Origin of the sequence: Halopseudomonas formosensis (assembly GCF_900115905.1) — a bacterium.
Lineage (GTDB): Bacteria > Pseudomonadota > Gammaproteobacteria > Pseudomonadales > Pseudomonadaceae > Halopseudomonas > Halopseudomonas formosensis.
On sequence record NZ_FOYD01000003.1, the window covers coordinates 105,475 to 124,231 of the forward strand.

Annotated in this window: 17 protein-coding genes; all 17 read right to left on the reverse strand. The window is 64.1% G+C overall.

Features of this window, described 5'->3' with window-relative positions; genetic code table 11:
* Positions 1–15: 15 nt before the first annotated feature.
* The 17 genes from BM046_RS05835 to BM046_RS05915 all read right to left on the reverse strand — a co-directional run bounded on the left by BM046_RS05835 (position 16) and on the right by BM046_RS05915 (position 18,655).
* The gene (locus tag BM046_RS05835) at positions 16–774 is read right to left on the reverse strand and encodes a ChbG/HpnK family deacetylase (RefSeq protein WP_090537943.1); all 759 of its coding nucleotides are present in this window, start codon (positions 772–774) and stop codon (positions 16–18) included.
* Positions 771–1,868: a GNAT family N-acetyltransferase gene (locus tag BM046_RS05840; protein WP_090537945.1), complete on the reverse strand. Its 1,098-nt coding sequence runs from the start codon at positions 1,866–1,868 to the stop codon at positions 771–773. The genes BM046_RS05835 and BM046_RS05840 overlap by 4 nt, the downstream gene beginning before the upstream one ends.
* Positions 1,865–2,542, reverse strand: a complete 678-nt coding sequence (locus BM046_RS05845; RefSeq protein WP_090537947.1) for a GNAT family N-acetyltransferase — start codon at positions 2,540–2,542, stop codon at positions 1,865–1,867. Before BM046_RS05845 ends, BM046_RS05840 begins: the two co-directional genes overlap by 4 nt.
* 1 nt (position 2,543) lies before the next feature.
* A complete protein-coding gene (locus tag BM046_RS05850; RefSeq protein ID WP_090537948.1) occupies positions 2,544–4,457 on the reverse strand; it encodes a hypothetical protein in 1,914 nt (637 codons plus the stop codon).
* Entirely contained in the window at positions 4,457–5,770 is a 1,314-nt protein-coding gene (locus tag BM046_RS05855) for an oligosaccharide flippase family protein (protein ID WP_090537950.1), read from the reverse strand. The genes BM046_RS05850 and BM046_RS05855 overlap by 1 nt, the downstream gene beginning before the upstream one ends.
* Positions 5,767–6,759 carry a polysaccharide deacetylase family protein gene (locus tag BM046_RS05860; protein WP_090537952.1) on the reverse strand — a complete coding sequence of 331 codons (993 nt, stop codon included), beginning with the start codon at positions 6,757–6,759 and terminating at the stop codon, positions 5,767–5,769. The genes BM046_RS05855 and BM046_RS05860 overlap by 4 nt, the downstream gene beginning before the upstream one ends.
* A 1-nt stretch (position 6,760) precedes the next feature.
* Positions 6,761–7,897 (reverse strand): glycosyltransferase, encoded by a 1,137-nt coding sequence (locus BM046_RS05865; protein ID WP_090537955.1) that lies wholly within the window; start codon positions 7,895–7,897, stop codon positions 6,761–6,763.
* Entirely contained in the window at positions 7,890–8,846 is a 957-nt protein-coding gene (locus tag BM046_RS05870; RefSeq protein WP_090537957.1) for a glycosyltransferase family 2 protein, read from the reverse strand. The genes BM046_RS05865 and BM046_RS05870 overlap by 8 nt, the downstream gene beginning before the upstream one ends.
* Positions 8,843–10,216: an O-antigen ligase family protein gene (locus BM046_RS05875; protein ID WP_090537959.1), complete on the reverse strand. Its 1,374-nt coding sequence runs from the start codon at positions 10,214–10,216 to the stop codon at positions 8,843–8,845. Before BM046_RS05875 ends, BM046_RS05870 begins: the two co-directional genes overlap by 4 nt.
* Positions 10,210–11,205, reverse strand: a complete 996-nt coding sequence (locus BM046_RS05880) for a glycosyltransferase family 4 protein (protein ID WP_090538414.1) — start codon at positions 11,203–11,205, stop codon at positions 10,210–10,212. The genes BM046_RS05875 and BM046_RS05880 overlap by 7 nt, the downstream gene beginning before the upstream one ends.
* Before the next feature lie 47 nt (positions 11,206–11,252).
* Positions 11,253–12,845, reverse strand: coding sequence for a GumC family protein (locus tag BM046_RS05885; RefSeq protein ID WP_090537961.1), 1,593 nt, complete (start codon positions 12,843–12,845; stop codon positions 11,253–11,255).
* A 13-nt stretch (positions 12,846–12,858) separates the two neighbouring features.
* A complete protein-coding gene (locus tag BM046_RS05890; protein WP_090537963.1) occupies positions 12,859–13,863 on the reverse strand; it encodes a polysaccharide biosynthesis/export family protein in 1,005 nt (334 codons plus the stop codon).
* Positions 13,864–13,874: 11 nt separating this feature from the next.
* A complete protein-coding gene (locus BM046_RS05895; protein ID WP_177197800.1) occupies positions 13,875–14,501 on the reverse strand; it encodes a CpsD/CapB family tyrosine-protein kinase in 627 nt (208 codons plus the stop codon).
* 1 nt (position 14,502) lies between these two features.
* A complete protein-coding gene (locus tag BM046_RS05900) occupies positions 14,503–15,171 on the reverse strand; it encodes a sugar transferase (protein ID WP_235818589.1) in 669 nt (222 codons plus the stop codon).
* A 105-nt stretch (positions 15,172–15,276) separates the two neighbouring features.
* Positions 15,277–16,275 (reverse strand): NAD-dependent epimerase/dehydratase family protein, encoded by a 999-nt coding sequence (locus BM046_RS05905; protein WP_090537966.1) that lies wholly within the window; start codon positions 16,273–16,275, stop codon positions 15,277–15,279.
* Positions 16,272–17,615 carry a UDP-glucose dehydrogenase family protein gene (locus BM046_RS05910; protein WP_090537968.1) on the reverse strand — a complete coding sequence of 448 codons (1,344 nt, stop codon included), beginning with the start codon at positions 17,613–17,615 and terminating at the stop codon, positions 16,272–16,274. Before BM046_RS05910 ends, BM046_RS05905 begins: the two co-directional genes overlap by 4 nt.
* 233 nt (positions 17,616–17,848) lie before the next feature.
* The gene (locus tag BM046_RS05915; protein WP_090537970.1) at positions 17,849–18,655 is read right to left on the reverse strand and encodes an SDR family oxidoreductase; all 807 of its coding nucleotides are present in this window, start codon (positions 18,653–18,655) and stop codon (positions 17,849–17,851) included.
* Positions 18,656–18,757: the final 102 nt, after the last annotated feature.

Genomic DNA, 18,757 nt, shown 5'->3' on the forward strand with positions numbered 1-18,757 from the left:
GTGGATCAGGTGGTGTCACCGCAACTCGGAATAGCTGATCTTCCGGTATCCCGGCAGGCAGCGCTGCAACACGGCCTGCAGCGACTGGTCGTCCGGCAGGTAGTCATCACCAAGACGGCCGTCCGGCAGCCGCCGAGGATGGGCGACGATCTCGACCAGCGCACCGGGGCGCAGGCCGTGAAGCAGGTCGCGGGGGGTGCAGACCTGCCTGACGGTCGCCGTACAATGCCGACGCAGGTGGGCATTCAGCAATCCCTTGTAGGCGCGTTTCAGTGGCCCTATGTTGCGTCCCAGATTGCGCGCCAGCCGCACCGGAACCCTGTTTTGCCCGGCAAAGACAGCCACCACGCTGCCGACCGGCAGGCGGTTGTGCACATGCTGATGGGAGTCGATGTGGCTGGGCACGACACCATGGCGAACGCAGCGATCCCATTGCGCCTGCAGCTCGGCCGCCACCAGTTGCCGGGAGGCGGAATCCAGGCGCAGACGCCAGGGCGGGAGATTCAGGTCAAACTGTCCATCGCGGCAGAACAGCCGGTGCCGGCGCAGCCCGTCGGTCAGCGGCTCGCCGTAGGTGAGATTGAAGTGCAACCCCACCGCTCCATGCAGCCCCCGCTCGGCGATACCGGCACAGGCCTCCTCGAATGCGGGCATGTTGGCCATCAGGGTCGCAGAGGAGACGCAACCCAGGGCGAAAGCCTCCCAGATCAGGCCATTGGTCTCACTGTCCAGACCCAGATCATCGGCATTGACTATTACCCGTGAGTCGGTCATGACATCTTCTCCTTCCTGATCCGTGGTTTGACTCGGGCCCAGAGCCGATAGGCGATGCCCAGAAGGATGCCGCCGGGGCGCCGGGAGCAGAAGCGCCAGTGGTGATTGTCTATCAGCCCATCCATCCGCTCATGCAGCTGGTGATTGGAGTTGTGCAGACTCACGCGGGATGCATCCACCCATTGCCAGCCCTCCTCCAGCCCCCACATCAGCCATTCATGCAGCAGCAGACGACCGCTGCCCAGCGCCGAGTACTCGGGGAGATAGGCGATGTTGTAATCGTACAGCCGGCCGCGCTCCAGAAGGCCCAGTCGGTAGCTGATGCAGCGCCCTTCCCGCTCCAGATAGACCACCCGCACCCTGCCCTGGGCTGCCAGGGCGGTCAGTGCCGCAGTCATCAATGGCAGCCGCTCGGGGGAGAACAGCCCCACGCCCTCTTCACCTTTCCAGCTGGCCTGCTCCACCGCGGCGAGCTCGCCCACCAGATCGCGCATCTGCCCGGCATCCGGCGCCAGGCGGCGCAGCTGGGCCGTCGCCTCCCCCGCCCGCCGGCGCGCCCGGCGCAACTCCGAGCCCAGTACGCCGGTGGGGTCCTTGTGATCCGCCTCGGTGATCCGGTGCTCGGGTACCCGGCAACTCAGCCTGTCCTCCCGGTAGGAGCACAGATCGCTCCAGACCGCCGCCAGCCGGTCCGCCGATTCGGTGGCCAGCACTTCGTTGAACTCGAGCAGGCTGTGCGGCAGGCGCGAACGAATCTGCCGCAGGGCTTTCCCGAGCAGAGGGGAGTCAACACCGTCCACCGCCAGCACGATACGGTCGGCCAGGGGATATCCGAGGTGCCGGACTACCCGCCAGGGCATGCCCAGCAGCCTTTCCCGGCCGATGGTCAGGGGCAGACACAGCACCATGTGTTCCCCCTGCCAGGCCGCGAGTATGCGTAGCTGCCGCCCCGCGAGCTGGTCGGCGCAGGCCCGCAGCCAGGCCAGCTGATTGAAGGGAGTCACCTCGGGTAACCGCTCCAGCAGCTGCGCATAGGCCGTCTCAGGAAAAATCGCCGGGTCAAGACTGTCATACCAGGTGTAGGTTTCAGTCACACCGCCCCTCCGATGACTGCGCGTGGACGGGGCGCAGGCAGACGACGCCCAGCGTAGCGCTCACTGCGGGACAGGTGCAGGCAGCCGAACAGACAATAGACATGCACACTCTCGCCTATCTCACGAAAGCCCAGTCGGGTGTGCATGGTCAATGCCGGTGGGTTGGAACAGCTGACCAGTGCCCGAGTCCGGGTGAAACCCCTATCCCGGTAGTGTGCCCATACCCGGTCCAGCACCAACAGCGGCAGCCCTCGGGCGCGATAGGGCTGTGCCACCTCCCCGGCGAACTGGTAGATGCACTCATGCGGCACCCGCACCCAGCAGCGGTAGAGATGATTATCGTAGTAGTCCCGGTCGCTGACCCAGACCATACAGGCAGCATGCCCCTCGCGATCAAGGTGGGCGAAGCCTGTCACCCCCTCCCGCTTCAGCAGATCGGTCACCGTGGGAAGATAGGCCGGGAAATAGCGCCGCAGCGTCGGCAGGTGCCGGGCTGTCACCGTAACCGCAGGCCAGTTCGCTTCCACCAGCCGCGGCGGCAGCGGCAGGGGTGTGACCAGTTCCCGCTCCAGCACCAGCAGCACCCAGTGTCTGTAGAGGAAACGTTCACGCAGGATGCGCAGGCTGCCTCGCAGTCCCTTGCGTCTCAGCTTTTCCCACAGTTGCTGTGGCATGCTATACCTCCCAGTAAAGGATGAAGAGGGTATTGCCGGGCACCCGGAAGCGACCCTGACCCTCTGTGCAATCAATTGCGTGGCTTGCCAGTGGTCCCTCGGGACCCAACCCCTCCAACCGCAGGCCGCGACAATCGTCGGGCAATCCGATCAGACGCACCTGTTGTTCGCGGCCGACCTTGTTCACTCCGAGAACGGCCCGGCGCTGTCCGCCGGCCAGAGCCAGGGCATCAACCTCGAAGGCGTCGTTGGCCAACTCCTGTACCTGCGGCAGCCAGTGGCGGGCGATCAGCGCCTGAGCCTGAGCCACCGGCTTGGGCTGGAAACTGCCAGACTCATCCATTCTCAGCATGCCCTTGGGATAATCCGGCTCGTCCGCCGCCAGGAACCAGCTCAACAGCTCCAGCAGGCCATCCTGCGATGAATTGATCACCACCGAGGCCCACCACAGGGCAGCAAAATGACTGTCCTGCTCATAGGGACTGAGCGCGGCGCCGCTGGAGATATTGGTCTGATCCAGAAGCAGCGCCTTGCGCGGGCGGCCGTGCTCGTCGAGCCCGACCAGGCGGGCCGCAGCCGCCACACTCTGGCGATAGCGCCGGGTTGCCAGCAGATCACGCACCATCCATTCATGCCAGGCCAGGGCGTCGATCCGATCGCTGTATTGCGCCAGCAGCTGCTGCGTCCAATCCACCCCCCGGCGCCGTGCCGCCCCGGGCCTGAAGGGACCATCCAACCAGCGGGAGCTGGCCGGCGCGACCACCCTGATGCCCGCCTGCGCAGCACGGGGATCACCCTGCAGCGCCTCTAGCATGCGGCCGAAATAGCGGGCAAAGCTCGGGTAGTCCGGGTAGTTGAGATTGGGCTCATCGGCAAATCCCAGATAGTGAGGGCCCTGCCCCAGCAGCGCGCTGTCAGCCAGCCAGGCGGCCAGCCCCGCCAGCGTCTGCGGATCCGCAGCCAGCACCGCACGTCTTCCGGTGCCGGCCAGCAGGGTCACACTGGTGCGCAGTCCGAACTCTTCAGCGTAGAGTCGCCGATAGCCAATCTCGCGGCCGGGCTGTTCGGGCAGGACATCGACGAAGCTGTAGTAGGTTGCTGCCCTCAGCCCCAGTTCACGCAGCAGGGGATGGACCGCCTCGGGCGGGTCAGTGTAGGGCAAGGCCACGCCCAGCTCGGGGGTACGACCAACCCTGGCAGCGCCGAGGGTCAGCTCGACCTGCCCCGGAGGCAACTGCACCTGCCGCAGATGCTGTACCTTCATGGCAAACAGGTTGTCAGTCCCATCCAGCCAGAAGGCTGCCTTGCCCTGTCCGCCCAGGTCCAGGCGCCAGATCTCGTCCCGCTCGGAATCAGGCAGTGGCAGGTTATCGAACGCCCAGTACTGTTCGTGCTCGCGCAACGGCAGGCGAACCTGGCGGCCATCGGACAGACGCGTGGCTACCAGCAGATTCACGCCACCGTGGTACTTGCCGGCAAGGCTGGCCTGCTGCCGCGCCGCCACGCGGAAATACAGCTGGACGCCGGGGCCGACCTCCGAGTTGAAGTGCAGCTTGACCGGCTCGTACAGAGCCTGCACGTATCCCGGCAGCTCTACCTCCCAGGCACGGAAGCTGTATCCGGGCACGCTCAGACGATGATCGCCATCGCCGGGGCCAAGGGCGAACTGGCGCACCCCACGGGTCTGGCTTGCGTCGACATCAATCTGGTGCATGAGCCTGCCGTGTCCGTCCAGCAGATACAGCTGCTCATGATTGGCATCGGCCTGCCAGGCCGGCTGCCAGCGCAGGCTGAGTGTGGCTTCCCGCTCCGTGTTCAGATACAGATCGCCATCGCGCAGCTTGCCCCAGACCAGAGTATCGGCCAGGCCCCAGCAGCTCCAGATGACCAGCATGAGCATCAACAGCCCCCGCATCAGGCTGTGCTCCCCTGCCGCGAGCGCAGCAGTGACCGAAGCATGTTCAGGTCCTCCGGCAGCAGGAACAGCGTCCGCCACCAGGCCACCCCGGACAGCCGGCAGAACTGCCAGAGCATGGCCGTGGCCGCCAGCACGTAAGCCAGCGAGGAGGCCAGGCCCGCGCCGAGAATGCCCCAGCCCGGGATCCACCAGAGGTTGAGCAGCAGATTCACCCCGGCGGCAACGCCGGTGATCAGCGACAGGGTGCCCGGTCGTTGCTTGCCCAGAAGATCCAGCCGCAGGATGCTGGCATAGCACAGGGCGAATACCCCGGGCAGTAGCGCCAGCAGTGCCACCGAGGCCGGGACGTAGCTGTCGCCGAACAGGGTGACGATTAGCCACTCGCCCAGCAGGGCCATGAGGATGCAGGCCAGCAGCATCACGCTGGCGGTCAGGCGCAGCGCCAGCGGTGTCAATCGCTCCATGCCTTCGCCCTGCTGCAGCAGGCGCTTCATCAGCGGCGTGGTGACCGCTTCGGGAACAATCAGCAGCAGCTCCACCGCCGCACTGGCCATGGCGTAATAACCCAGCTCGGCGGCTGGCAGCAACATGCCGATCAGCAGATAATCGGCGCGCAGCAGCACCTGCTGGAAGAGCACCTCGGGGTGGCTGCGCAGGCCGTAGCGGGCCAGTGCCCCCTGCTCGTCCCGTTGCCAACGCGGGCGCAGCTGGTGGAACCGTCCCAGCCAGCAGATACCCACCACCACCACCATTACCAGGCCGATCAGCCAGCTGCCGATGGCCGCCTCCAGTGCGGCGTAGGGAAACAGCGCCCACAGCGCCACGAAAAGCAGCAAGGGTCCCAGGGACTCCAACAGGCGCAGGGAGTTGAACGGCCCCACCCGGCCATCGGCATTGTGCAGCACCAGCAAGGCGTTCTTGCCGATCACCACGGGCACGGCAATCAGCAGCCCCCAGACCCAGGGACCCAGCCGCTCGACAAACTCGGGCAGGCTCCCCAGGCTATGGATGGCAAGCAGGACCAGCAGGGTCAGCACGCCAGCCAGTGCGCACCCCTGCACCAGGATATGGGCCAGCAGCGGCCCCATACCCCGTTGCCGCGCGGCATGGAAGGCCACCGCGCTGGTCAGCCCGCCGCTGGTAACGGCAACAATCATGTCAGGCAGCGCTGCGAGCAGTGCGAAGATGCCACGGTCGGCGGGGCCCAGCAGCCGGGCGAGCAGAACGTTGCGCACCAGACGCAGGGCTATCATGGTCAGGCGGGTAGCCAGGCTCAGCGCCAGGTGGCGCAGGTAGTCGCCGCCTTTCATCGCAACGCCCCCTGCATCAACCGCCATCCCAGCAGTCCTGGCCAGCGCGCCGCGCTGTGGCCGACATCTATGCGCGGCAAGGCCAGGGGATCGCTTTCCGGTGCAACGAGGCCGGCCCGGGTGGCCAGCGCACGGGGATAACCCTGAACGGCGACCGCTGCGCGCACCCGCGCATCCACATCACCGTTGGGGTAACAGAACACTTCCAGGGGGTGGCGGCAACGCTCACGTAGCACTGTCGCCGAGCGCGCAATATCGGCCCGCAGTTGCGGATCGTCCAGCCCGGTGAGAATCGCATGGCCGGCACCGTGGGAGCCGAAACGGATCAGACCTGAGGCCTCCATCATCGCCACCTGCTCCCAGGACAGGGCATCGCAGTGGTCCTGCGGCGGACAGAACCCCGTGAGCTGCTCCAGACGAGCCGGTGGCAGCGGTTTAAGGCCCTGCAGATAACGGGCAATCGCCTTGCTGCGCGCCGCGCTCATCTGTCCGCCCCGGATGATGGCGGGCACCGGGTGGCCCTCGGCCTCCAGGGCCGAGAGCAGGGCGGTACAGGCCCCGCCGCATTGCCACAGGCTCTCGCCGATTGCTTCCCACCAGAAACGGCGCGAGGTACCTATGTAATCAGTCGCCAGGAAGATGCTGGCCGGTACGCCGTGGCGCTGCAGCAGAGGAAAGGCCTGTTCGGCGTTGTCGTGCCAGCCATCGTCGAAGGTCAGACTGATCCGCGGACGTTGACCGGCCGGCGCGCTCAGCAGATCCTCCAGAGGTACGCAGTCGAAATGCTTTTTCAGCCAGCCGAGCAGTCGGTCGAAGGCGCCGGCGCCGATGCACAGGGCTCGACGATGCGGCAGATCCGCCTCGGCATCACTGGCCAGCACCCGGTGCAGCATCAGCACGGTTCCCCGGCGGGCCAGCCGGACCCGGGCCGGAGGCGCTGCCAGCCAGATGCTGCCCATCAACCGCTTGACCTGCTGCTTCATGACCATGTCATCGACTCTGCTGCGGATTCCACAGGCTGTAGCGCCGCCCGCGGATGAACTGAACCAGGCCCACTGCCATGCCGACCAGCGTCACCAGAAAGAAGCCGGCCAGGCGAAAGGCGCACGGCAGGCGATCACTCCGATCGAACAGACCGGCCAGGCCAACGGCATAGCCGGTCAGTTGCAGCAGCAGACTGAACCGGTACAGCGGACCGGCGTCCCATAGCGCCAGATTGGCGAGCAGCAGCGGAACCAACAACAGCGGTGCAAACCGTCGAAGTACCTTGTGACTGATCAGTGCCAGGGCGTAGGCACCATAGCGCATGGGGTTGAGCAGCTGACGTCGTACCAGCAGGCTTTGCAGGCCGCCCACCGTCACCCGGATGCGGCGATGCAGCTGCTTGTCCGCTTCGGCCAGTCCATGATCCAGCACCACGGCGCCCGGCACATGGACGATACGCTGCCCCTGAACCGGGGCACAGGTACTCAGAAAGAAGTCGTCATTCACCTCGTCCGGAATCGGCTGCCACAGCTCCCGGCGCAGGGCCAGCAGTGCGCCATCGGCGGAGACCATGCAACCAACCCGGTTCTCCAGCTCACGCAACCAGGCCTCGTAACGGCGATACCAGCGGTCACCGATGCTCAGCGACGAACCCGACCTGTGCACTACCAGGGTGCCGCCGCAACAGCCGACAGTGGGATCAGCCAGGGGGGCCAGCAGATGATTGAGAGTCTCGGCCGTCCAGACGTTATCCGCATCGGTGAATACCAGCACCTCGTACCGAGCCTCCGCGACCGCGGCGTTGAGCGCCCGGGTCTTGCCCATGCGTGGCAGATCCAGCACCCGCACCCGTGCGTTTCCCACCGCTTCGGCCAGGGCAACGGTATCATCGCTGGAGCCGTCGCTGGCCACCAGAATCTCCAGCGCCGAGGCCGGATAGCCCTGCCCCAGGAGGCTGCGGATCTTGCTCTGGATGTGCGCCGCCTCATTATGTGCAGCGATGATGATACTCACCGACAGCGCGCTGTTGCCGCTTCGCACCGGGCGTGAGATGAAGGTTCCAAGTACCCGCAGAACGAGCGGATAACCCAGCCAGGCATAGGCCGGCAGCAGCAGACAGGTCCAGAAAAGGAATTCAGCCACGGGCGGGCCTCCGCGAGGAATGGTTGAAAAGCGCGGCGATCAGACCTGCGGCAGTCAGGTGCAGACGCAACCAGTGCAGGCCGGCCAGCTGCAGGCTGAGCAGCGGATCACGATGCCGCCAGCTCTGGCGCAGAGACAGGGCCAGGGCGATCAGGACACCGGGCAACAGCAGCAGGAAAGCCATATCTGGGCGAATGGACAACACCGATGCGAGGCTCAGCAGAGAAGCCGCCGATACCGCCAAGGCCAGTAGCGGAAAGCGCCACTGCCGCAAGCCGGGATGTTCCCGCAGCAGCTGCAGATGACTGCCCTGGCGCCACCACTCCTTTCCCAGCCACTCTGCCCAGCTGGCCTCATAACCCCAGTGCAACGCTGGGGGAGTCGGCATCAGCAGCAGGCGGGCACCGGCGGCATGCAGGCGCAGGCCCAGTTCCTTGTCCTCGCCGGTGCGCAGCTGCTCGTCGAACCCCCCTACCCGTTCGAACCAGTTTCTCGGCAGACACAGGTTGGCACTGGGCAGCCAGTCACGCAGGCGTGCAGCACCGGTGCTCTGATTACGTAGCTGCCAGCTCCGGGCGAACCAGGGGGCTTCCGCCGGCGCGGCGCATTCCAGGGCAAAGACATCAGCCCTGTCCTGCTCAAAGATGTTGCGCCCGAGAATGAACCAGTCCGCCGGCATTTCCATGTCGGCATCCAGAAAGGCCAGCCACTGACCTTGCGCCGACCGTGCCCCGAGGTTACGCAGGGCCCCTATCCCCAGGCCGGCACCATCCAGCACGCGGGCACCGGCCTCCCGGGCCAGCTGCGAGCTGGCATCAGTGGAGCCGTTATCCACCACCAGCAGCTCGCAGGCAATACCAGCATGCTCGGCGGCGGTGCGTACGCTCGCCAGGGTACGGGCGATATGCCGCTCTTCATTGAACATGGGGATGATCACGCTGAGCTTCATGCGCTACGGACCTCCGCCGGGCCACCGGACTCGGCCTGTTGACGCAACACCCAGGACAGGCCCAGCAGCAACCAGAGCAACTTGTGGTTGGGCACGCTGAGAAACAACAGGAACAGGGTCATGGAGAAGAAGGCCAGGCCCAGGTGCACTACCAGATCGGCCAGCTCGCGCTCCCCGCGGTCCAGCCAGGCGCGCCGCGCCCGCTCGAAGTTGCGCCAGCCCATCAGCAGCAGCGCAAGAAACAGCAACCCTGCGGGAATACCCATCTCGGCGAAGATCTCCAGGTAGGTGTTGTGCGCACGGCGGTAGATGTCCAGGCTGTCACTGCTGTCGGAGAAGGCCTTGGCGTAACCGGTAGTCGCGTAGCGCAGGGCGAAGGTGCCGGGACCGCCGCCGAACACCGGATCCTCCCGGATCATCTCGCCACCGACCAGCAGATAGGAGGCCCGGCGACCCAGGGAAGCGTCCTGATGGGCATTGACCCCGGACCGGAGGATCGACAGGGACTTGATGCGCTCGACGTAGTCGTCCGGCACCGACATCAGCCCCAGCGGCACCAGCAGCGCCGCGCCCAGCATGATGAATCCCAGGTGTCTGGGCCGGATGCGGGCCAAGCGTGCCCGGTGGTGCCAGAGCCCAACGAGCAGAGCGAGCAGCAGCACCACCAACCCTGACCGCGAGTCGGTTCGGGTCATCCCCGCCAGCAGTACCACCCCCAGCCCCAGCCACAACAACCGCGTCAGCCAGTGCCGGGCGCGCATGGCCAGCAATACCGCCAGGGGCATGGCAACCGTGATCAGCAGGGCAAAGTAGTTGGCGTCCTGCAACAGGCCGACCGCACGCCCCTGTACCTGGTGCCGGGCGGAAAACAGGGCGATGAGGCAGGTGGCCGCCACACTGATCACCAGCAACCGGCACAGCGGCAGCAATGGCACGTCTCGCCCTACCAGCAGGACTATGCCGAACAGGGTCATGCCTATCAGCAGTTCCCGCAGGTTGCCCAGCGATGCCGGATGGTTGCTGCTGAACAGGAAACTCAATCCCACCCACAGCAGGAACAGCAACAGCAGCGGCCACAGATTGCTGCGCGCCCGTCCCTCCGGTAACTGGCGCAGCAGCAGCTGCATCAGCAGAATGCCGATCAGCGAGGCCCCCAGGAACTTGGCCGGGGAAAACGCCAGTTCCTTGAACAACCCCTCGAGCGGCACCAGTACCACCAGTCCGAGCAGTCCCCAGCCCGGTCGCCGGTAGAGGAAGGCGACCACGGCCAACGCGCCTATCACCATGGGCGCAAGCCAGGGCCAGGGACTTGCAAGGGCCAGCACGCAGGCCAGGCCCAACATCATCCCCATCATCGCGACTATCAGCATGCTCGCTCCTCCTGCGCCTGGCGATACAGTTCCTGCCAGCGCACCGCCAATTGAGGCAAGGCATACTCGCTGGCCTGGCGCAGCCGCGCGGCGCGTGCCAGACGATCTGCCAGCGACTTGTCTTCCAGCAGGCGCAGCACGCAGTCGCCCAGCAAGGCACTCTGTCCCGGCGGCGCGAGCAGGGCATGTTCCCCGTTCTCCACCACGTCCGGGATGCCGCCGACAGCGAAGGCGGCCACCGGCGTGCCCGCCGCCATGGCCTCCAGCAGCACCATGGGTGTGCCCTCGGTTCGGGAGCTGATTACCAGAACGGAAAGGCGCGCCAGCCAGGCCGCGATATCGGTCTGGTAACCGGCCAGATGAATACGCCGCCCGAGCCCCGCCGCCTGGATCCGCGCAGCCAGGCTGTCCTCCAGCGGGCCATCGCCGATGAGCACCGCCTGGGCTTCCGGACGACGCACCAGCACCGGTAACAGCGCGTCGAGAAACTGATCTGGACCCTTCTCGTGGCTCAGTCGCCCGACGTAGCCTACCAGCGGCGTGGTCACCGCCCGGGGCAGCGACGCTCGTGGCGGCAGACCATTGGGAATCACCCGCAGCTTGCCGGCGCAGACCCCCGCGCTCAGGTGCAGCTCGGCGACTCCACGGGAAACGCAGGCCACCCGGGTGACTGTCCTGCTGCGCCCCATGCGCAACGCCAGCCAGGTATAGAACTGCTGCTTCAGGCTTCTGGGCGTGAAACCATGCTGCGTCCACACCAGCGGCATGGCCAGCCGTCGGGCACACAGCCAGCTGAACAGCTGCGCACGGAAGTTGTGCGCATTGAGCAGACCCGGGTGCCGACGCAGCTCGGTATACAGGCTCTTCAGTCCGGCACAGGGGACCGCGGTCACCCCGGCTTCACTGAAGCGGCGCAGCAGCTCGCCGGGCCCGTCGAGGAAGATCACTCGATGACGACCCGGTACCTGCAGACAGTGATCCAGCAGCATGCGCTCGGCGCCGTAGAAGCCCCCGCTGTGAATCACGTGATTGATGTTCACGTCCGTGCCCAATGCCAGAACCAGCGCCAGCTGCCCGGGCGGTGCTGATTGATCACCGGCGTCTCGTCAGCATTGATCACCAGCAGCACCGGCAGGCCCAGATGCTGGGGCACCTGTGACGGCTGCTTGAAGCGATGGTCGAAGAACTCCCGCACATAGGCCAGCGCCAGAGCGAGCAGCAGCCCGGTCAGCAATCCCAGCGGGATGATCAGCAGCGGCTTGGGAAACGCCGGTTCAGTCGGCTCATAGGGCTGACTGAGGATCCGGGCATTGGACAGGGAACCATCGATCAGACCCTGACTGCGACTTTCCTCGGAGCGCTGGGTATAGGTGAAGAACGCCTTGTGCAGCGCGTCAATCTCGGTATCCAGCTGGCGCAGCTTGCTCTGCACCTCCTGCAGCAGGCGGATGCGATCCTTGTACTGGGCGATCCGCTCCTCCTTCTGGGTGATCACCGAGTGCATGATCGCCAGGTCTTCACTGCGCTCGCGGATGCGATTCTCAACCACCTGCAGGAATTGATTGCGGGTCTGGGTGATCTGCCGGCGCTGCTCGCGGATCGGCAGACTGTCATCCTGATAGGACGCTGCCGCGCTGGCGTAACGTCCGACCTGCTCCGCCAGCTGCTCGCCCAGCTGTTTGATCTCCCGATCCTCGTAGGCGATGTTGTCGATGATGTTGGCGAAGGCATAGGGGAAGGTGTAATCGGTCAGGCCCGACCTGCGCGCCTCCTGCAGACTGGCCTGCAGGTAGTCACGCCAGCGCTGGCTCTCCAGAGCGCGGTCGCGGTACTGGTTGAGCGCCTGCTCCTCGGTATTGATGGCGTTGAGACGGAAGGTGATCTCTTCCGCCGGGTCCGATGCGTTGGCCGCAGCCAGCAGCTCCAGACGCTGCGCCTCCAGATCATCCAGGCGCTGTTCGTACTGTGCCTTCTTCTGCTCATAGAAATGCTGTGGCAGGTCGTTGGACTGCAGCATCTGCCGATTGAGCAGGTAGTTGGCCAGCAGGCGCTCGACAAAGCGGGTACCCTGCACCGGGTCCGGGAAGTCGTAGACCACGGTTATTACGTTCGAACCCGGGCGGGTCTCGATGGTCAACGCCTTCGCTGCCTGTTCGGTCCAGGCATCAAGGGTAGTGTCGCGCACCGGGTCGGTCTCAAGTCCGAGCAGGTGACGCAGCGGATTGACCACGTGATTGCGGATCGGATTGGCGATGTAGGTCTTCAGAGGCCGGACCAGCCATTTGTTCAGCAGGCCCGGACGCGGATCGTAGCTGCCCTCTTCCCGGAGTTCGGCGATGGTCTGCCGGATCAGGGTGGTGGAGCGCAGGATATTGACCTCGGTTTCCATGTCCGTCAGCGTCGGCGGAATGAACTTGTCGCTTTCCTGGCTGAGCGCCGTGCTGACGTCAGCCTGGGACAACTTCTTGGACTGCACGATGATATCCGCACTGATCTCGAAGGTCTGCTTGAGCACCAGCGGCAGCAACAGCGTGATCAGTGCGAACAGCAGGAACACCCGCTTGATCAGTCGCCTGTGCACGAACAGTACTCGCAGGAAGTCGTGCAGATAGTTTTCCATTCTGTTCATGACCCGTCCTTGATCAGTCGTCATCTTTGTTATCCACACGGTAGGAGAAGCTGAAGCCGACGCCCTGGAAAAGCACCACGTCCGCCAACTGGCGGCTGACCTCGCCGGCTCTGGTCAGGCGGGTCTTGGGTACATAGATCAGGTCATCGGGCTGCAGATAGGCAAAGGCCTGCGCCTGGCCCTTGAGAGCCGCATCCACATCGTACAGATGCACGGCCACCTCGTTACCGCGCCGGCGCATGATCGCCACCGTCTCGAGGTTGGCACCCAGCAGCGGCCCCTGGGCCATGGTCAGGGCCTCCAGCACCGAGACCGGACGCCGCACCGGGTAGGCACCGGGCTGGGTGACGGCACCAAGCACGTAGACCTCGTTGGCCACGGTCGACTTGAGCAGCACATCGGCGCGGATCTCGCCGAACTCGGCGGCATACAGCTGATTCAGCTCTGCCACCACGTCCTCGACGCTCTTGCCCTGCAGTGCCAGGGTGCCCACCAGGGGAAAGCTTGCACGACCGTCCGCGCCGACGGTGATCTCGCGGCTCATGCCAGTAGCCGGGTGGTTCAGCGTCATGCGCAGGTTCTCCAGCTGGGCCATGGGCCTGGCCACCGAGACCACGATCTCCGGTCGGCGCAGTACCCGACTGTATTGCTCGATCACCTTGCGCTGAACATCAGCCACCGACAGGCCGGCCACCTCTATGGCTCCCACATAGGGCATGTCGACCACGCCATCGGGCATGACGATGCGCGTACCATTGAGTTCACTGGTGGTCAGGAACATCATTTCCAGATGGTCACCGCGCTGGATGCGGTAAGGGCCATCGCTGGAGGTATTGAGATGAAAGATCACATCCAGTACGTCGCCGGGACGCAGCAGCTGTTTGATGGGCATTACTTCGGATGCCTGACTGTGTTCCGCCGGTGCTGTCACCAGCTGTACCGGCAACTGGCTTTCCTGCACGCTCGAGCAGCCGCCCAGCACAAGCCCCAGCATCAGGGTCGATAACGGTATTCTCATGGGTCGCTCGCTCAAAGATTGTCGTAAATCCATTTCGGCATGTAATAGCGCCGGGCATTGAATATGCTGCCGATCACGCGGGCGTCCGCCTGATTCAGCCGCTGCACCGCTGCCTGGGCTACTTCCCAGCGCGTTTCCTCCGCGCGTACCACCAGCACCACACCGTCGACCCGAGCGGCCAGACTGACCAGGCCGGAGTTGGCATAGACGGCGTCGCCATCGAGAATCACGAAGCGATAATGCTGCCCCAGCGCAGCGAACAGTTGCGGCAGGGCCTTGGGATCCAGTGTCCCGTTGCCGCCCAGCGGCAGAAAGTCGAAGGGTTGCTGCTCCAGCTTGACTACACAGGACTGGGGCGCCATCTGTGACGTCGCCAGAAGGTCGAGAAAACCCGGCCGGTCCTCGAGCTTGTGCGCCCGGGTCAGCCCCGCATCGGACAGGCAGGCATCCACCACCAGCACTGGTTCCCGGCTAGTCTGCGCCAGTTCCCCCGCCAGTGTCAGGGTGCAGGACGATGTCCCGCTGCCCGGGCTGGCCGCTGTGACCAGTATCACCTTGAGGTCCTGATCCACGGCCAGCGCGGCGAGATTGCTCTCGCTCGGTCGCCGCGCGCGAATCGCATTCGACATCCTTTCCATATCAACTTGCTCCCTGGCCGTTCAGCACCTTGAAGGGGGTTATCAGAAGTATCTTCAGGTCCATCAGCGGACCCTGTTGGGCGATGTATTTCATGTCCAGCTCGACCCGCTCGTCGAAGCCCACATCGCTGCGCCCGGACACCTGCCACAACCCGGTGATACCGGGATAGATGCTCAGGCGACCCAGATGGTGGTCATGGTAGGTGGTGGCCTTGAATGACGTCGGTCGGGGGCCCACCAGACGCATGTGGCCCAGCACCACGTTGATCAGATTGGGCAGCTCATCCAGACTGGAGCGGCGCAGATGGCGACCGATCCCCTTGATGCGCGGATCCCTGTCGATCTTGAAGTCGACCGAATCCTTGCCATGCTTGTTCAGATGCCGCAGAGACTCCTTGAGCTCCTCGGCATTGACCACCATGGTGCGGAACTTGAACATGCCGAAGCGCCTGCCGCGAAAGCCCGTACGCTCCTGAATGAAGAATACCGGCCCAGGGCTGCCGAGCTTGATGGCCAGCGCGATAGCCAGCAGCAGCGGCGATATAAGCACCAGCAGCAACGCGGCGATCAATGCCGACACCCAGCGATTGCAACGGGACAGCGTCCATGGCCGGCCACCGATTCGGCCGGTGATCCAGCCCCGGTCGTGCACCCGCAGGGCATTGTCCATCTTCTGTCTGAATACATGATCCCGTCGGTCTGCCGACGGGGAGACTATGCTGCCGACTTCCAGCACGGGTGATGCGTCGTCCATGTCCACTTCTCCATGGCGGTGTTAACAGGTATATGTACGAAACCACTTCACGAACAGGGCCAGCCCCTGCTCCAGATCCACCCGGGGGGCGAACCCGGTGAGCTGCTCCAGGGCGCGAGTATCGGCGCAGGTCTCCAGTACGTCCCCGGGCTGTAGCGGGAGAAACTCCAGAACCGCCTCGCGCCCGAGCCGACGCTCCAGAATCGCGATGTAATCGATCAGATGTACCGGGCGCTGGCCGCCAATGTTGCAGATCCGCCAGGGCGCGTAGCTGGTCGAAGCACTGCCATCCCAGGTCAGGCTCCGGGCCGGTGCCTTGTCCAGCAACCGGGTGATGGATTCGACTACGTCATCGATGTAGGTGAAATCCCGCCGGTGACGACCGTAATTGAACAGCTTGACCGGCCGCCCTTCACTGATGGCATGGGCAAACAGCATCGGCGACATGTCGGGGCGCCCCCAGGGACCATATACCGTAAAAAACCGCAGGCCGGTGCAGGGGATGTCGTAGAGATGGGCATAGGCGTGCGCCAGGCCTTCGTTGGCCTTCTTGGTTGCGGCGTACAACGACAACGGATGGTCCACGTTGTCTTTTTCCGAGTAGGGAATGTGCTCGTTGGCGCCGTAAACCGAACTGGACGAGGCATAGACCAGATGCCGGGGCATGAATGCGCGACAGGCTTCCAGCAGATTGAGAAAGCCCACCAGATTCGATTGCAGGTAGACATCCGGACGCTCGATCGAATAGCGAACCCCGGCCTGAGCGGCCAGATGCAGTACCACCTCCGGTCGAAACTGCTCGAAGAGTTCGAGCAGGCCACTGCTGTCGGCGATATCCAGTCTGTGCAGGTCGAAACTGTCGACTTCCCGACGCAGCCAGGTGATCCGATCCTCCTTCAGCTGGGGCGAGTAATAGTCGTTGAAGTTGTCCACCACGCACAGCTGGTGTCCTTCACGGACCAGGCGATGAACGCAGTGGGCGCCGATGAACCCGGCACCTCCGGTAACCAGGATTCTCATGCTGCAGGCGCCTGATAGGGAACCCCTATGCCTCGGTAGTGCAACCCCGCGCGGGCCACCTCGGCCGGATCATAGAGATTGCGGCCATCCAGAATCAGGCGGGAGCGCAGCTTGTCCCGCAGCAGGTCGAAGTCGACAACGCGAAAGGTCTTCCACTCCGTACAGATGACCAGCGCATCGGCATTCTGCAGACAGTCATCGCGGGTGGCGCACAATTGCAGGTCCGGGCGATAACCGTAGAGGCGCCGGCACTCGGTCATGGCCTCCGGGTCATAGGCCTGGACCACGGCCCCGGCCGCCCACAGCGCCTCCATCAGATAGCGGCTGGGGGCTTCGCGCATGTCATCGGTATTGGGCTTGAAAGCCAGCCCCCACAGGGCAATGACCTTGCCACGCAGATCACCCTCGAAGAACTCCTGCAACCGCCTGAACAGCACCAGTCGCTGCTGGTTGTTCACCTCGCTGACCGCCCGCAACAGCAGGGGCGGCACGTCCTGCTCCTCGGCGGTGCGGATCAGTGCCTTGAGATCCTTGGGAAAGCAGGAGCCGCCAAACCCGCAACCCGGGTAAAGGAAGTGATAGCCGATGCGCGAATCCGATCCCAGCCCCTTGCGCACGGCATTGACATCCACCCCGAGGCGGTCCGCCAGCAGGGCAATCTCGTTCATGAAGCTGATACGGGTCGCAAGCATGGCGTTGGAGGCGTACTTCACCAGCTCGGCACTGCGGTTATCCATGAACAGGATACGATCATGGTTGTGGTTGAAGGGCGCATAGAGCTTGGCAATGCATTGCCTGGTTGCCTCGTCCGGGCAACCGGCAACGATACGGTCCGGGCGGATGCAGTCGTTGACCGCCGAGCCTTCACGGAGAAACTCGGGATTGGAGACTATGCTGACGTTCAACATGCCCTTGCCAAGCTCGGCCAGCGTTTCGCGAGCCACCGCCAGCACACGGTCGGCGGTACCCACTGGTACAGTGGACTTGATGATGAGAGTCTTGTCGCGGTCCATCAGCCGGGCGATCTCCCGAGCCACGTCGAGGACGTGACCGAGGTCGGCGGAACCGTCCTCGTTGGGCGGCGTACCTACGGCAATGAAGATGATGTCTGCATGGAGGACGGCGTCCGATGCCTGGGTGGTGAACCCCAGCCGGCCCTCGGCGAGATTGCGTTCCAGCATTTCCGCCAGACCCGGCTCGTGAATGGTCGGCACGCCGCGTTGCAGCTGGGCTATTTTCCTTGGATCGATGTCGACGCAGATGACCTGATGTCCTACATCCGCCAGAGCGGCGGCTTGAACCAGTCCTACGTATCCCGTACCGAAAACGCTGATTTCCATATTGGCACTCCCTGCCCACCAACCGGGGCAAGCGTCAATTTACCAGCGAATCGATCCAAGTCAATCAAATTGAGACATATTTTTGACATGCAGGCGATACGATATCGCCATGGCATAGGTTAAATATTTGAACTAGCTCAAAAAAAGAGAGGCACCAACGAGACGAATGGACTTGACTCGGGCGACGAACGGTAGGCGAAGGGGGAAGCAGAGCACTTCCCCCTGGAAGGGAATCAGGCGCGCTTGGCCAGTTTCTTGACAGCCAGCTTCACCATTTCTTCATGGATCAGCCGGGGGTTGCTCTGCTTGAGCTCCCAGGCTTCGCGCCCCTTGTCATGGGGCAGGATCATGAAGGTGCCGGCCTGACTTTCGCGGTGAATGATCTCGGCGATATCTGCTGCCGAAATCGGCGAGCTTTCCAGCAAGCGAGCAATGTCCTCCTTGGATCCGGAATCCGGCCCGCGGTAGGAATCCATCAGGTTGGTCTGGAAGAAGGAGGGGCAGACAACATGCACGGCGATGCCCTTGGGCTGGAGTTCGCACAGCAGACTTTCCGACAGCGCGACCACCCCGGCCTTGGCCACGTTGTAGTTGCTCATGGCCGGGGCCTGCATCAGGGCGGCCATGGAGGCGATATTGATAATGCGCCCACCCTTCTGCAGCAGCGGCAGGAAGGCCTTGCAGCCCTTGACCACACCCATCAGATTGATACTGATCTGCCAGTCCCAGTCGTCGAGGGTCAGATCCTCGAACCAGCCACCGGAGGCGACCCCGGCGTTATTGATCAGGATGTCGATGCCACCCATGCTTTCTTCGCAGCTCTGCGCCAGCGCCGCCAGCTGACTGTAATCGCGGACATCGCAGCGCCGGGTGAAACCGCTGCCACCGGCCTGTTCGACCAGGCGAAGCGTCTCCCCCAGTCCGGCTTCCTGGATATCCGCCAGGGCCAGCCAGGCGCCCTCCCGGGCATAGCGCAACGCCAGCTCGCGCCCCAGTCCACTGCCCGCTCCGGTTACCACCACTCGCATCTTCTTCGTCATACCGCCTCCAGTTTCCACCCCGACGACATCGAGTCATTCTTGTTATCTGTCTCAGTCAGGTGATGCTGCCAGTCTAGCGGGCTGCGGGGTATTGGAGGAACG